The organism is Streptomyces sp. NRRL WC-3742, from assembly GCF_000720635.1.
Classification (GTDB): Bacteria; Actinomycetota; Actinomycetes; order Streptomycetales; family Streptomycetaceae; genus Kitasatospora.
Window position 1 is genome coordinate 50,504 of sequence record NZ_JOCF01000010.1, and the last position, 13,369, is coordinate 63,872.

A 13,369-nucleotide genomic window follows, 5' to 3' on the forward strand; every position below is an offset into this window, starting at 1 on the left:
CGGTCTCCAAGCGCCCTCGCCAGGGCGTCGCGCCGGGCGCACCGGAGGCCACCGTCCGGGCGAAGTCCCAGGCCGCCGACGGTGTGTCGCCGCGCTGTCCGGTTCCGTCGCCGTTATGCGCCGCCCTGGTGGATATCACGCGAACGGGCGAAATCCGCCGTCGCGGCTAGTGCTTTGTCGATTTGTTGCGGAAGTCTGTCCCTCGGCGTCGCAGCCGCAGGTGTTCGTCTGGCCGGCGAACTCCCGCACATCGCGCTCGGAATCGGGCGAGATAAGAGAGATAAGCACGATAAGCAGCTTCTTGGAGGCTTCTGATGGCTCGTATCCACACCCGCCGGATGACAGGGTTCCTGCTCGCCGTCCCGCTCGCGGCGGGTCTGCTGCTGGCGGGCGCCGGTGCCGCCGCCGCCGACAACGGCGCGGCCGCCGGGGCCGGCTCCAACGCCGGCGTGGTGTCCAACGTCGGCACGGGCAACGTCTTCGGCGGGCTCGACGGCAACTACGTCTCGACCCAGCAGACGGCCACCGGTTCCGGTGCGTCGAACCAGAACAACACCGTCGCGGTGAAGGACAACGCGGGCAACGTCCTGGCCGGCCAGGGCAACAAGAACATCAACGTCATCTTCGCGCCGGTCCTCCACTGACCTTCCCCGGCACCACCGACGGCGGGGGCGCCGGAGGTGGGTGACCGCGGGTGAGCTGAGCATCCGCGGAGGGGCTCGACAACAGTCTCCGGGCGGCACGACCGCCCGGGCTCGGGTCACGTCGGAAGACGACGACGAGCGCATGACCGGCCGGCGGAAAGGGTCACCGCGAAACCGGCCTCGTGGGCGGTGCCGCCATCGGCACCGCCCACGAGTGCGTCCGGAGCCGGGAGGGACGCACCCCGCGTCCGGAAACCGCCCCCCGGAACCGGCTCCAGGGACCGCCGCCGGAAACCGCCGCCGGAAACCGCCGCCGGAAACCGCCCCCCGAAACCGCCGCCCACCAGCGGGGACCCGGCCACCGAGGGCCCGCGCCCGGTGCCGTCGGCCCACGGCGGTACGGTTGCGCTCCGACAGCGCACCACGAGCCCGGGCCGGCAGTCGGCCCGGCCGGGTGAGGCGACCGCGGCAACCGGAGGGAAGGGCGCGCCATGGCGGCGGAAGAGGAGAGCCTGACCGGCCCCGGCGGGGCCATGCCCGCGCCGGACGCACGACCCCAGCAGCCCGAGCGCCCCACCGGCTCGGGCACCGTCCCCGAGCTGCTGCTCGGCCGCCCGCCGATGGCCCGCCCGCTGCCGTCCTTCGACACCGAGGCCCTCCCCGAGGAGCCCGGCCCGCTGTTCGTGGAGTGGCTCGCCACCGCGCTGGACGCCGGGGTGCTGGACCCGCAGGCGTTCACCCTCTCCACCGTCGACGAGGACGGCATGCCGGACGCCCGGGTGCTGGTGCTGCGCGACGTGGACGCGGTCGGCACCGGCTGGAACTTCTCCATCACCGCCGACAGCCCCAAGGGCCGTCAGCTCGCCGCCCACCCGGCCGCCGCGCTGTCCGTCTACTGGCCGCAGCTGGGCCGCCAGGTGCGGGTGCGCGGCAGCGTCGAGCGCGCGGCCGACCTGGTCGCCGCCGCCGAGTTCGCCACCCGCTCGCCCGCCGCCCGGGCCGCCGAGCTCGTCGGACGACAGAGCGAGCGGATGACGGCCCTCGAGGAGTACGACGACGCGCTCGCCGCCGCCCACCGCCAGCTGGAGGCCACCCCGGACGTGGTCGCGCCCGGCCACGCCGTCTACACCCTGTGGGCGCACGAGGTGGAGTTCTGGCAGGGCGAGGCCCGCCGCCGCCACGTCCGGGTGCGCTACACCCGCACCGGCCCCGTCCGCACCCCGGAGTGGACGCGGATGCTGCTCTGGCCGTGAGCGGCGCCGGACGCTCCTACCGCCGCCCGGTCAGCGTGGCCCCCACGCTGGCCGCGACCACGCAGGCGATCCCCGCCAGCTGCGGCGCGCCGAGCAACTGCCCGAGCACCACCAGCCCGACCAGCGCGCTGACCGCCGGCTCCAGGCTGACGAGCACGCTGAACACCCGCTGGGGCATCCGCCGCAGCGCGGTCATCTCCAGCGCGTACGGGATCACCGGCAGCAGCAGCGACACCCCGGCGACGGCGGCGAGCAGCGCGAGCGGTGAGGCGCCGGGCGCGGTCAGCCCGTCCCGGGCTTCGCCGAACCCGAAGGGCGCGAGCGTCAGCGCACCGGCGGTCATCGACACCGCGAGCCCCTGGAAACCCTCGAAGACGGCGCCGACCTTGTCGGTGAACAGGATGTACGCCGCGTAGCAGGCCGCCGCGCCGAAGGCGAAGAGCAGGCCGACCGGGTCGAGCCCGCCGCCGCCCTCGCCCTCGCCGAGCAGGGTCAGCAGCGCGACCCCGCCGGCGGCGAGCAGCGCCCAGAGCAGATGGCTGGCGCGCCGGGCGAAGACCAGGGCGACGGCGAGCGGGCCGAGGAACTCGATGGTCGCGGCGGTGCCCATCGGCAGCCGGTCGATCGCGCCGGCGAACAGGAAGGTCATCCCGGCGGAGGCCATCCCGAGCAGGGTGGCCGCGGCGAGGTCGCGCGGGCGCTTGCCGCGCAGCCTGGGCCTGGTGACGGCGAGCAGGATGACGGCGGCGAAGCCGAGCCGCAGGAAGGTCGTGCCGCTGACGCCGAGCGGGCCGAACAGCGGCTTGGACAGGGCGATGCCCGTCTGCACCAGGAACATCGCGGTCAGACAGAGAAGCGGCGCCGGGATCCTCTCCGGGCGCCGCGGGGCCTTGCCGAACCTCCGGCCGGTGGGTCGGCCGGAGTGCGCGCCCGGGGGAGCGGCGGTGGCCGGCGTCGGTGCGATGGTTTCGCCGGGGTGGGAGGTGGGCATAGTGACGAGTTTGCCGTAAGGAGTGACAAACGGGCAAGCTCGTTACCAGAATCGGGACGGATGCGGACGGGTGCGCCCGAAAGGGTGGACTCGGCAGGGGCTCACGGCGTGGCTTCAGTAATCGTCGGATGGTCCGTCAGTATCAATGGCCGGTGCGCTATCTCCGCCCAGCGGCCCTGCTCGCCGCCTCCCTCGTGCTCCTACTGGCCACCGACGGGACGGGCGGGAGCGCCGAAGCCTCCGCCCCGGCCGCCGTCGCCCTCCCCCGCATCCGCACCGTGAAGCTGCCCGACCGGGCCGGCCCGCCCAAGGTCCGCGACACCTGGACCGGCCCCGCCTTCGACGCCTGCACCGCCCCCACCCTCGACACCCTGCGCGCCTGGCGCGGCGCCTCCCCGTACGGGGCGCTCGGCATCTACGTCAGCGGCTCCCAGCGCGGCTGCGCCCAGCCCCGGCTCACCGCCGACTGGGTCCGCCAGGCCCGCGCCATGGGCTGGCGCTTCCTCCCCGTCCACGTCGGCCTCCAGGCCCCCTGCGCCGACCCCACCCACAAGCCCAGGCGGATCGACCCCGCGAAGGCGGCCCGCCAGGGCCGCGACGAGGCCGGCGAGGCCGTCCACGCCCTGCGCTCCCTCGGCTTCGCCCAGGGCAGCCCCGTCTACCTCGACATCGAGTCCTACCCCATGCGCGACCCTGCCTGCGGCCAGGCCGTGGTCGAGTTCACCCTCGGCTGGACCCAGGCCCTCCACTCCGCCGGCTACCGCTCGGGCTTCTACTCCAGCCTCGACTCCGGCATCGCCGACCTCGCCGCCGCCGCCCGCGCCGGAAGCACCCCCCTCCCCGACGCCCTCTGGTACGCCCGCTGGGACGACCACCCCGACACCACCGGCTCCGGCCGCCTCGACCCCGACCTCTGGCCCGTCCACCAACGCGTCCACCAGTACCGGGGCAACACCGAGGAGACCTACGCCGGCGCCACCCTCACCATCGACCGCGACCAGGCCGACGCCCCCACCGCCGACTGACGGCGGGTCGCGTTCCGAGGACGGCGGGACCAAACCGGGGCGAATCCGTGATCGGTTCAACGGGGGCGGAGGGCTGACAGGGGGCGGGCGGGGCGGCACAATCGGGCACGTCCGCGTGCATTACCGATCGGTAGGGGTGCTCGCGGGAGCTGTCGCCAGTGCCGCCAGGTCAAGGAGGACCCTTGTTCAGCACGATGCAGGACGTCCCGCTCACCGTCGCCCGGATCCTGGAGCACGGGTCCACCATCCACGCCCGTTCGACCGTCACCACCTGGGACGGGACCGGTCCGGTCGTGCGGACGTACGCCGAGGTGGGTGCCCGGGCCGCGCAGTTGGCGTACGCGCTGCGCGACGAGCTCGGGGTCGTCGACGACGACCGGGTGGCCACCCTGATGTGGAACAACGCCGAGCACCTGGAGGCGTACCTGGCCGTCCCCTCCATGGGGGCCGTGCTGCACACGCTGAACCTGCGGCTGCCCTCGCAGCAGCTGTCGTTCATCGTCAACCACGCCGCGGACCGCGTGATCATCGTCGACGGCAGCGTCCTGCCGCTGCTCGCCGCCGTCCTGGGGGACCTGGCGCCGACGCTGAAGCACATCGTGGTCAACGGCCCCGGTGACCGCTCGATGCTGGCCGGCTTCCCCGGAGCCGTGCACGACTACGAGGAACTGCTCGCCGGCCGGCCGGTCACGTACCCCTGGCGCACCGAGATCGACGAGCGGCAGGCCGCCGCCCTCTGCTACACCTCCGGCACCACCGGCGAGCCCAAGGGCGTGCTGTACAGCCACCGCTCGGTCTACCTGCACTGCCTGCAGGTCAACACCGGCGACAACTTCGCCTTCACCCCGCGTGACACCGCGCTGCCGGTGGTCCCGATGTTCCACGTGAACGCCTGGGGCATCCCGCACGCCGCCTTCATGTCCGGCGCCAACCTGCTCATGCCGGACCGCTTCCTCCAGCCCAAGCCGATGGCCGAGATGATCGCCGCCGTCCGCCCGACCGTCAGCGCGGCCGTCCCCACCATCTGGAGCGGCCTGCTGGACGAGCTGGACGCGGGCGACTACGACACCTCCAGCCTGCGCATGGTGGTCATCGGCGGCAGCGCCTGCCCGCCCTCGCTGATGAAGGGCTTCGAGGAGCGCCACGGCATCCGGGTGCTGCACGCCTGGGGCATGACCGAGACCTCCCCGCTGGGCTGCTTCGCCCAGCCCCCGGGCGGCCTCACCCCCGAGCAGGAGTGGCCGTACCGGATCACCCAGGGCGTCTTCCCCGCCTCCGTCGAGGCCCGGCTGATCGGCCCGAACGGCGAGCGGATGCCCCACGACGGCGTCGCGGCCGGGGAGTTGGAGGTGCGCGGACCCTGGATCGCGGCGGCCTACTACGGCGGCGCCGGGCAGGACCCGGTCCGCCCGGAGGACAAGTTCTCCGAGGACGGCTGGCTGCGCACCGGCGACGTCGGCACCATCACGGCGGACGGCTACCTGACCCTCACCGACCGGGCCAAGGACGTCATCAAGTCGGGCGGCGAGTGGATCTCCTCGGTCGAACTGGAGAACGCCCTGATGGCCCACCCCGAGGTGGCCGAGGCCGCCGTGGTCGCCGTCCCGGACGAGAAGTGGGGCGAGCGCCCGCTGGCCACCGTGGTGCTGCGCCCGGGCGCGACGGTCGGGCTCCGGGAGCTGCGGGCCTTCCTCGCGGAGCGGATCGCCTCCTGGCAGCTGCCGGAGCGCTGGTCGATCGTCGAGTCGGTGCCGAAGACCTCGGTCGGCAAGTTCGACAAGAAGGTGATCCGCGCGAGCTACGCGGCGGAGGAACTGGACGTGACGGTGCTCGGCAAGGAGTAGCCCGGACAGCGGGAGAGGCCCCGGTTCCACGTGGAACCGGGGCCTCTCGGCACGTGAGCCCGCGTCAGCTCACGTCAGCTCACGGCAGCCCGCGTCATCCCGCGGCGGCGACGCCCGCCTCGCCCATGGCGCCGATCCGCCCGAGCAGGTCGACGATCCGGGACTGCACGTCCTCGCTGGTCGAGCGCTCGGCGAGGAACAGCACCGTCTCGCCGGTGCGCAGCCGGGGCAGTTCGCGCGGGTCGAGGTCGACCGAGGTGTAGACCACCAGCGGGGTGCGGTGCAGCCGGTCGTTGGCGCGCAGCCAGTCCAGCAGGCCGACCCTGCGGCGGCGGATCTGCAGCAGGTCCATCACCACCAGGTTGGGCTGGACGCTGCTGGCGCGGGCCACCGCGTCGTTCTCGTCCGTCGCGTGCTCGACGTGCATGCCGCGCCGCTCCAGGCTGGCGATCATGGCGGCGGCGATGTCCGGGTCACTCTCGACCAGCAGCACCCGGGGCGCGTGGTGCTCGCCGTCGCGCGGGGCGAGGGCGCGCAGCAGCACGGCCGGGTCGGCGCCGTACGCGGCGTCGCGGGTGGCCTGGCCGAGGCCGGCGGTGACCAGCACCGGGATGCGCCGGTTGAGCGCCGCGGTGCGCAGCGACTGCAGCGCGGTGCGGGTGATCGGGCCGGTCAGCGGGTCGACGAAGAGCGCGGCGGGATCGGCGCCGGCCTGGGAGTCCACCTCCTCGCGGGAGCGGACGATCACCGGCCGGTAGCCGCGCGACTGCAGCGCCTCGCGGGTGTTCGGGTCGGGCTCGGGCCAGACCAGCAGCCGCCGTTCGCCGTTCGACCCCTCCTGCGGCGCCTCCGCGCGCTCGGGGGCGGCGGGCAGCTCGGCCATCGCGCGCGGCGCCGTCCGGGTCTCGACCGGTACGGGCGGCTGCGGGGGCACGGCGGGCAGCGGCGGCGGGCCGATCGGGCGCGGCGGGGCCAGCTCGGCCAGGCCCGTGCCGACGGGCCTGGGCGCGGTGGGCTCCTCGGCGGCGGGCAGCGCGGGCCTGGCGGGTTCCAGCGCGGTGCCGGGGGTGCCGTTCGACGCGGCGGGCGCCTCCTGGCCGGGGCCGGGCGGCACGGCGAGGCGGCGCCGACGGCCGGTGGGCGCGGCGGCGGGCTCCGGCGGCGCGGGTGCGGGGCCCGCGGGCAGGGCGTGCTCCAGGCCGGGGTAGACCGGGACCACCTCGGGCAGCCCCGGCAGGGCCCCCGGCACGGCTCCTGGTACAACGCCGGGCACGGCTCCGGGTGTAGCTCCGGGTACGGCTTCGGGCAGGGCTCCGGGCAGGGCGAGGGCGCCGGAGGAGTCCTCGGCGGAGGGCAGCCCGCGGCGCCGTCTGGGCTTGGCCTCGCCCTCGCCGGACGGGTCGGCGGACGGCGCGGGAGCCTCGGCCACGGCCGTGCCGGGGCCGAGCGCAAGCGGCTCGCGACCGCCCGTACGGGCCTGGGCGGGGCGGCCCTCCTCGACGGGCACGGCGTAGGCGGGGCCGGAGCGGCCGTCGTCCTTGCCCCACGGGTCGGTCCGGGTGCCGTCGGGGCCGGTCAGGCCCTGGCGTCCGTACGCGGGGCCGGCGTTGCTGACCCACTGCCCGGTGGCGTCCCGCTCGGCGGGCGCAAGGGGGGCGGCGGAGGCCGGCGGTTCGGTCTCGGCGGCGGGGCGGCCACGGCGGCCGCGCCGCTCGGCGGGGGGCTCCTCGGCGCCCGCGCGCTCCGGCTCGGGGGTCTCGTGCGCCGGGCGCCCGCCCTCGGCGGGCGACTCCCCGGGCTCGGCCGCCTCCTCGCTGCTGGGCAGCTGCGGGATGCCGGGCAGCTCGGGCAGGACGGCGCTGTCGGTCTCCTTGGGCCGGTCCGAGCGGCCCTCGGCGGCCGCGCGCTCGGCGGCGGCCTTCGCGGCGACCGGGTCCAGCGGCAGCTCGACGACGTACGTGGTGCCGGCCTTGCCGGGCAGCTCGTGCGGCTGGAGGACGCCGCCGTGGCGCTCGACCACCGCGCGGGCTATCGGCAGGTGGACGGCGCTGCCGCCGCGGCCGGGGCCGCGGATCTCGACCCGGGCGACGTCGCCGCGCTGGGCGGCGGCCAGGACGACGGTCGGCGGCTCGGAGGCCGGGCGCGGCGCGGGCGCGCCGGTCAGCCCGGGGACGGCGAGGCCGGGGGAGGCGGGGACGGGGGCGTCCAGCGCGTGACCGACGCCGCTGACGTCGGCGACCAGGTGCGCGAGCGCCTGGGCGAGCCGCTGCTCGTCGGCGATCACCTCGACGGCGGCGGCGTGCACCGAGAACCGCACCCGGCCCGGACCGGTCAGCTCCCCGGCCTCCTCGACGGCCCGCCGGACCACCGTGTCCAGGCCGACGGGGACGTGCTCCGGGGCGGGCTGGCGGCCGCTTCTGCCGTCCTTGTTCTCCTTGCCGTCCTTGCCCTCGGCCGGGGCGCCCGCGCCGGCCTCGGCGCGCTGGTGGGCCAGCACGTCGTCGATGAGCTTCCCGTAACGGCGGCACTCGTCGGCGAGGCGGCGCAGGGTCCAGTTGGCCTCGGGCCACAGCTGCCCGGCCGGGTCGGCGGCGAGGGTCTCCAGCCGCTGGTTCAACGCGCTGAGCGCGCCGCCGAGTTCGCTCTCCAGGACGGCGGTGAGGTGCTCGTTGCGGGCGATGAGGGCGAGTTCGCGGCTGCGGTCGGTGAAGGTCATCACCGCGCCGACCAGCTGGTCCCCGTCCCGGACGGGGGCGGTGGTGAGGTCGACGGTGACGGGCCGGCCGTCCTTGCGCCACAGCACGGTGCCGCGCACCCGGTGCTTGCGCCCGGAGGTCAGGGTGTCCAGCAGCGCGGACTCCTCCAGCGCCAGCGGGGTGCCGTCCGGCCGGGAGTGCTGGATCAGCGGGTGCAGCTCGCGCCCGCCCAGCTCGCTGGCCCGGTACTCCAGGATGTGCGCGGCGGCCGGGTTGACCAGGACGCAGCGTCCTTCGAGGTCCACGCCGAGCACGCCCTCGGCGGCGGCCCGCAGGATCATCTCGGTCTGCTTGTGCTGGCGGCGCAGCTCGGCCTCGACGCCGACCCGGCCGGAGAGGTCGCGGACCAGCAGCAGGAGCAGGTCGGAGGAGGGGGAGCGGGAGCCCTCGCGGTAGGGGTCGTACGGGACGAGGGGCGAGAGCGCGTAGCCGCGGCCCTCGGTGTCGCCGTCGGCGAAGTCGTTGCCGGAGACCTCGACGGGGAAGGTGGTCCCGTCGGTGCGGTGGGCGGTCATCCGGACCGGACGGTCCAGGGGGTCGTCCTCGCGGGTGGCCGGGCGCATCGAGCCGGGGATGCGGCTCGGGTCGAACTCGGGCAGGAGGCCCAGCACGCCCATGCCGACCAGTGAGGTGCCCGGGGCCTGCAGCGCCTGGACGGCCGCGCTGTTGGCGTCCACGACGGTGCCGTTGCTGTTCACCAGCAGCAACGCGTCGGGCAGGGCGTCGAGTATGGCGTCGAGGCGAGCAGCGCCTCGGATCGGCCTGCTGCTCACGTCGACAGGTCTCCTCGGCTCGGGGCAGCTCCTCCGGAGACGGCAGTATCTCATTCTTCTTTGCGGCGGGGACGACCCGCCTAGTAACGTGGGCGGTGGTTGGTGCCGGGCCCCACGGTTGTGGCATCATCGCTGACACACGGAACGGGTCCGCGCGAGCGGGCGTGCTCCTTGTGGGGAGGCTTCGCCTAGTCCGGTCTATGGCGCCGCACTGCTAATGCGGTTTGGGTTTTACCGCCCATCGAGGGTTCAAATCCCTCAGCCTCCGCAGCACGGGAGCCCCGTCGACGGTCACGTCGGCGGGGCTCTTCGCATGCCGGGGGCGGGGGCCGGAGCAATCGATTTCGTCCCACGTCGCAGGTCATGTAATGTTGTCCTCGCACCGCCCCGGGGGCAACGTTCACCGGGGCGAGCGCTCATAGCTCAACGGATAGAGCACTTGACTACGGATCAAGAGGTTGCAGGTTCGAATCCTGCTGAGCGCACCACAACTCCGCAAGATCGGGTTCGCCCGTTCCTTGCGCTCATAGCTCAACGGATAGAGCACTTGACTACGGATCAAGAGGTTGCAGGTTCGAATCCTGCTGAGCGCACCATCGAGAAGCCCCCGGCCACAGGCCGGGGGCTTCTCCCGTTCCACGGCCGCCCCGGAGGATCGAACGGGCATTCCCGGTGGATGGGTTGACACCGAAGACCGGGCTCCGGCGGATTGTTCTGAATTCCCCTTTCCCGTAGGGCATTTCCGTGCGCCGCGCGCAGGATCGATTGCCGCCTAATGGATGAAATGCATCCGTTTCGGGTACATCCCGTCCTGCCGCCCGGATGCCTGCCAAACGGGTGGGACACGGCCAAAACAGCAGGTGTCGCGGTATGACCGGCTCAGGATCGTGATTCCGTTTTGTCCGATCTTGTGTCCAGACTGCCCGCCGTCCCGGCAGCCGACCGTGAAGGAGAGCCGGATGAGCCGACAGTTCCCCCGCACCGCTGCCGCCCTGGCCGTCCTCACGGCAGGGCTGCTGACCGGCTGGAACGCCCCGCTCTCGGTGGCCGAACAGTCCCCCGACACCTGGTCCGGGGAGCACCGCGCGGTGCTGCCCTCGGGCCTTTCCGTCCAGTTGGAATTCGCCGCTTCCCCGGGCGTCGGCATCACCGCCTCGGCCGGGGAATTGGCCGACCGGGCGGGCGGTCGTTCGGCCACGCCGTACGCGGACGGAATGCACCCCGGAGATCCCGCGCAGGTATTCGCGGTCGCCGACGGCGAAGCGCGGACGGACGGTTCCTGGCACCCGGTCGGAACGCTGCGGCTGACATTCTCCCGGCCCGTCCGCAATCCCCGGCTCCACCTCAGCGGGCTCGCCGCCCTCGCCACCGGGAAGTCCGGCACCACCTCCACCGCGGCCCGCCTCACCCTCACCGGCGGCTCGCCCGCCACCCCCACCCTGACGGGCCGCACCGACTGGGCGGGCTGGACGGTCGACGCCGCGACCCTGGCCCCGGTCGGTGCGGACGGCTCCACCGACGGCGCGGCCGGCTCCGCCGCCGAGGGCACCGTCGAACTCGCCGGGACGATCCGCAGCGCGGAGTTCCGCGTGGAACAGCGCAGCACCGCCCGCGCCGGGAGCACCACTCCCGCGCCCGCGCTGAGCCACGCCTTCACCGTCACCGTCGACGAGGACCTCGGCACCGCCCCGCAGGACTACGGCAACGCCTCCCACGTCGTCTCCGACCTCTTCCTCGGCCGCGACGCCACCGGCTCCGGCCGCAGCGCCCGTCCGTCGGCCTCCGGGGTCCCGGGGGCCGGGGGCTCAGGGGCCGGGGGCTCAGGGCGGGGCGACGAGCCGCTGGTCCAGCTCGACCACGGCGCCGCCCGGCGCAGCCCGTTCGACCGGCCCTCCGTCAGCCCGCCGCCGCCCAGGCTCCAGCCCGGCCGCGGCGAGTACCAGGGCGCCGACCCCTCGATCAGCTTCCCCGCGGAGGCTTCCGTCGGCCGCTACTACCGGGTCACCGTGCCCGTCGCCGTCGGGGACCAGCCCGCGACCCTGGCCGGCTGGATCGACTTCGACCACAACGGCCGCTTCGACCCGACCGAGCGGGTGCAGGTCGAGATCCCCGCCGGCGTCGACACCGGGACCCTGGAGTGGACCGTCCCGCCCGGCGCCTCCGCCAGCGACACCTGGGCCCGGCTGCGGATCGCCCGGGACACCGGCCAGCTCATCGGCTCCGGCGGCTTCGCCGACTCCGGGCAGGTCTCCGACCAGAAGATCAAGCTGACGGTCGGCGCCGCGCGGCCCGAGATCGCCGACCCCGTCGACGGCGACGTGCTCGCCGACACCCGCCCGCAGATCCGCGGCGAGGCGGCCGTCCCCGGCGCCACCGTCGAGGTCCGGGACGGCGACACCGCGCTCTGCCGCGCCAAGGCCGGGCGCGGCGGCGACTGGACCTGCCGGCCCGACACCGCGCTGGCCGGCGGCGTGCACAGCCTCACCCCGGTCGAGACCATCGCCGGGGGCGTGGTGCTGCGCGGCGAGGTCGTCCGGGTCAGCGTCAAGACGGCGCCGCCGAGCACGCCCGTGCTCACCCTGCCCGAGTTCACCAACGACCCGGCGCTCCTGCTCACCGGCACCGGCGAGCCCGGCAGCGCCGTCTCGGTCTCGGACCGCTACTCCGACAGCGAGGTGTGCACCACGGCCGTGCGGGCGGACGGCCAGTGGTCCTGCATCCCGGTCGAGAACCTGCCGGACGGGCAGCACCCGCTCACGCCCGTCGCCGTCGACGCGGCCGGGAACCGGACCACCGGGAAGCCGGTCACGCTGACCGTCGACACCGTCGCGCCGGACAAGCCCGTCCTCGCCACCCCGGCCTCCGGGGAGACCGTCCGCAGCAGCCGTCCGAAGCTCACCGGGCGCGCCGAGCCCGGGGTGAACGTGCAGGTCACGGCCCGGACGGGCGGCGCGGATTCGGCGGATCGGACGGTGCTGTGCGGGGCGACGGCTGCCCTCGACGGCAGTTGGAGCTGCACCGCCAACCGGGACCTGACGGACGGGGCGCAGTGGCTCGTCGTCACGGCCACGGACCGGGCGGGGAACGCGACTTCGGGGGACCCGGTGGCGATCCGGGTCACGGCGGGGGCGGATACGGCGAGCACCTCGCCGAGCCCGTCCGCCGCGGCTTCGCCGAGTGCGGCGGTGCCCGCGTCGGTGCCTGCTTCGGCTCCGGTGAGTGCGGTGGCGTCGCCGAGTGCCTCGGCTTCGAGCCCGGCGGCGGGGACGGGTACGGCTTCGCCGAGTGCGAGTGCGAGTGCGAGTGCGAGCCCGAGCCCGTCGGCGTCGACCTCGGCGTCGTCGGCGGAGGTTTCGCCGAAGCCGAGCCCGAGTGCTCCGGCCTCGGTGGTGCCGGAGGTGCCGGTGACGGTGCCGCTGCCGCCGGGGGTGCTGCCGATTCCCGTGCCGGCGGTCCCCGTGCCGGCCCCGGTTCCCGGGGGGCCGAGCCCGAGCGCGGTTGCTTCGGCGTCGGTGGCCTCGCCGTCGGCAGTGCCGACGGTGTCGGGCTCGCCGAGTGCGCCCGCGTCGCCTTCGGTCGCGGCGTCGGGTCTGCGGCCGGTCGAGCCCGGGGTGTTGCCGGTCTTCGTCCCGCAGGTCCCTGCTCCGGTTCCGCCGGGTCCGACGGTTCCGTCGGTCGCGGCCCCGAAGCCGAGCGCTCCCCCCAACTCGCCGAAGGCGAGCGCGAGCCCGAGCCCGAGTCAGAGTCAGATCCCCAGCGCATCCGCGCAGGTCACGGCCTCGCCGTCCGCCTCGCCGTCCGCGTCCGCGTCGGCGTCGGCCTCGGCCGGTTCGAGGGCGGCGCTCGCGCCCGCCGACCCGCCGTCGTCGCCGTCAGCGGTCGTGGAGGAGGAGCAGCCCGAGGGCGCAGCGGCGCGGCCGCAGGCGGCGCCGCCCTCCGAGGGGCGGGTCGCGGCCGCGCCGCCCGGGGAGTCCGCCCGGCGGGGCCTGCTCGCCGGAGTCCTGCTGGTGCTCGCCGGGATCGCGCTCATCACCCGCCGGGTGATCGCCCGGGGGCCCGGCTCCAGACGGCGCTGACCTGCGC

7 protein-coding genes and 3 tRNA genes are annotated in these 13,369 nt (G+C 75.0%); 8 read left to right on the top strand and 2 right to left on the bottom strand.

Annotated features, from left to right (window positions below; translation table 11 throughout):
* The first annotated feature begins 314 nt into the window (after nucleotides 1-314).
* Together IH61_RS0108470 and IH61_RS0108475 are read left to right on the top strand one after the other, a co-directional pair.
* Nucleotides 315-644, top strand: coding sequence for a hypothetical protein (locus tag IH61_RS0108470; protein ID WP_031067333.1), 330 nt, complete (start codon nucleotides 315-317; stop codon nucleotides 642-644).
* Nucleotides 645-1,135: 491 nt separating this feature from the next.
* Complete coding sequence (locus tag IH61_RS0108475) at nucleotides 1,136-1,897, top strand: pyridoxine/pyridoxamine 5'-phosphate oxidase (protein ID WP_234327082.1); 762 nt, start codon at nucleotides 1,136-1,138, stop codon at nucleotides 1,895-1,897.
* A 16-nt stretch (nucleotides 1,898-1,913) separates the two neighbouring features.
* On the opposite strand, the gene IH61_RS0108480 is transcribed toward IH61_RS0108475, so the two are convergent.
* The gene (locus IH61_RS0108480; protein WP_078910937.1) at nucleotides 1,914-2,888 is read right to left on the bottom strand and encodes an EamA family transporter; all 975 of its coding nucleotides are present in this window, start codon (nucleotides 2,886-2,888) and stop codon (nucleotides 1,914-1,916) included.
* 152 nt (nucleotides 2,889-3,040) lie between these two features.
* Between IH61_RS0108480 and IH61_RS0108485 the strand changes: the two genes are divergently transcribed.
* Together IH61_RS0108485 and IH61_RS0108490 are read left to right on the top strand one after the other, a co-directional pair.
* Complete coding sequence (locus IH61_RS0108485; RefSeq protein WP_051836574.1) at nucleotides 3,041-3,913, top strand: DUF1906 domain-containing protein; 873 nt, start codon at nucleotides 3,041-3,043, stop codon at nucleotides 3,911-3,913.
* A gap of 182 nt (nucleotides 3,914-4,095) precedes the next feature.
* Entirely contained in the window at nucleotides 4,096-5,757 is a 1,662-nt protein-coding gene (locus IH61_RS0108490) for a long-chain fatty acid--CoA ligase (protein ID WP_031067344.1), read from the top strand.
* Between the two features lie 94 nt (nucleotides 5,758-5,851).
* On the opposite strand, the gene IH61_RS0108495 is transcribed toward IH61_RS0108490, so the two are convergent.
* The gene (locus tag IH61_RS0108495) at nucleotides 5,852-9,286 is read right to left on the bottom strand and encodes a PAS domain-containing protein (RefSeq protein ID WP_051836576.1); all 3,435 of its coding nucleotides are present in this window, start codon (nucleotides 9,284-9,286) and stop codon (nucleotides 5,852-5,854) included.
* Nucleotides 9,287-9,463: 177 nt separating this feature from the next.
* On the opposite strand from IH61_RS0108495, the gene IH61_RS0108500 reads away from it, so the two are divergent.
* The 4 genes from IH61_RS0108500 (at nucleotide 9,464) to IH61_RS40575 (ending at nucleotide 13,362) form a co-directional block, all read left to right on the top strand.
* Nucleotides 9,464-9,554 (top strand) — tRNA-Ser (locus IH61_RS0108500).
* Nucleotides 9,555-9,698: 144 nt separating this feature from the next.
* Nucleotides 9,699-9,774: transfer RNA gene (locus tag IH61_RS0108505), tRNA-Arg, on the top strand.
* A 32-nt stretch (nucleotides 9,775-9,806) separates the two neighbouring features.
* A tRNA-Arg gene (locus tag IH61_RS0108510) sits at nucleotides 9,807-9,882 on the top strand.
* Nucleotides 9,883-10,245: 363 nt separating this feature from the next.
* Complete coding sequence (locus IH61_RS40575) at nucleotides 10,246-13,362, top strand: Ig-like domain-containing protein (protein WP_037971976.1); 3,117 nt, start codon at nucleotides 10,246-10,248, stop codon at nucleotides 13,360-13,362.
* The last annotated feature ends 7 nt before the right edge of the window (nucleotides 13,363-13,369 follow it).

What these genes read in the sequence shown, in the direction of transcription:
- IH61_RS0108470 (WP_031067333.1), top strand. Translation starts at nt 315, where the DNA reads ATGGCTCGTATCCACACCCGCCGGATGACAGGGTTCCTGCTCGCCGTC.
- IH61_RS0108475 (WP_234327082.1), top strand. Translation starts at nt 1,136, where the DNA reads ATGGCGGCGGAAGAGGAGAGCCTGACCGGCCCCGGCGGGGCCATGCCC.
- IH61_RS0108480 (WP_078910937.1), bottom strand. Translation starts at nt 2,888, where the DNA reads ATGCCCACCTCCCACCCCGGCGAAACCATCGCACCGACGCCGGCCACC.
- IH61_RS40575 (WP_037971976.1), top strand. Translation starts at nt 10,246, where the DNA reads ATGAGCCGACAGTTCCCCCGCACCGCTGCCGCCCTGGCCGTCCTCACG.